Below are 827 nucleotides of genomic sequence, written 5' to 3' on the forward strand. Positions count from 1 at the left end.
CCTCCGGGGCTTCCGGCGCCGATCGCCGGCGGCGCACCACGGCGACGGCCGTGGCGAGGGCCGCCGCGAGGCACAGCAGGTACTCGGGGATCGAGCCGAGCCGGGTCGCGAGGGTGGTCGTGGCCCGCAGCGGGTCCTCCGCGACGAGCGTGGTCGGGGCAAACAGCGGCGACGACTGCTGGACCGACCCGTCCGGGGCGACGATCGCGCTGACGCCGGAGGTGGCGGCCACCACTACGGCCCGGCCGTGCTCGACGGCCCGCACCCGCGACATGGCCAGCTGCTGGTAGGTCATCTCGGTGTCGCCGAAGGTCGCGTTGTTGGTCGGCACCGCGATCAGTTGCGCGCCGTCGCGCACCGCCTCGGTGAGGGCCCGGTCGAAGGCGACCTCGTAACAGGTGGCGACCCCGACGGGAGTCCCGGCCGCGTGCACCACCCCGTTCCCGTCGCCCGGCACGAAGTTCCCGGCCTTGTCCGCGTACGAGGACAGGTGCCGGAAGAAGTCGCGGTACGGCAGGTACTCGCCGAACGGCTGGATGATCTTCTTGTCGTGGCGTTCCTGCGGACCGGTGTCCGCGTCCCACACGATCACCGAGTTGGTGGTGGTGCCGTCGCCGTTGACGAGCACGGCGCCGACCAGGATCGGCGCGCCGACGGCCCGCGACGCGGCGCTGATCGCGGTCGCCGCGTCGGCGTTGCGCAGCGGGTCGATGTCGGAGGCGTTCTCCGGCCAGATCACGATGTCCGGCCGGGGTTGGCGGCCGGCGTCGATGTCGTCGGCCAGCCGGACGGTCTCGCGGACGTGGTTGTCGAGGACCGCGCGGCGC

The 827-nt window shown here is 73.3% G+C and carries 1 protein-coding gene; it reads right to left on the reverse strand.

The window, feature by feature from the left end; translation table 11 throughout:
- Positions 1-827: apolipoprotein N-acyltransferase (lnt, locus tag AC1DYG_RS18630; protein ID WP_477641359.1), on the reverse strand; the 827-nt coding region annotated here is incomplete at both ends.

This window comes from Pedococcus sp. P1_H8 (assembly GCF_056405175.1).